Origin of the sequence: Dialister sp. UBA1703 (assembly GCA_002320515.1) — a bacterium.
Classification (GTDB): Bacteria; Bacillota; Negativicutes; order Veillonellales; family Dialisteraceae; genus Dialister.
Window position 1 is genome coordinate 5,863 of the sequence record DCJJ01000014.1, and the last position, 261, is coordinate 6,123.

The following is a 261-nucleotide window of genomic DNA, read 5'->3' on the forward strand; positions in this document are numbered from 1 at the left end:
TTTAATCAGCGCTTCCCTAGTGGGGACAGGGGGACAGTGAGGGGGAGGGGTGTCGGCTGTCGGTTGTCCGCAGTTCCTTTCCGCCGACTGGTATTTACTTCCATTAGCTCAAATGCTTCATGTACCGAGATTCTTCGCTGCGCTCAGAATGACGAGCGGGAGGCGGAAAGGCAAGCTCGTAACGTCTGCCGCGAAGCGGCTAATCACCAGAATGCCAATCAAGCCCTATGACACAGAAAAAGCAAATCCCGTAACGCCTCT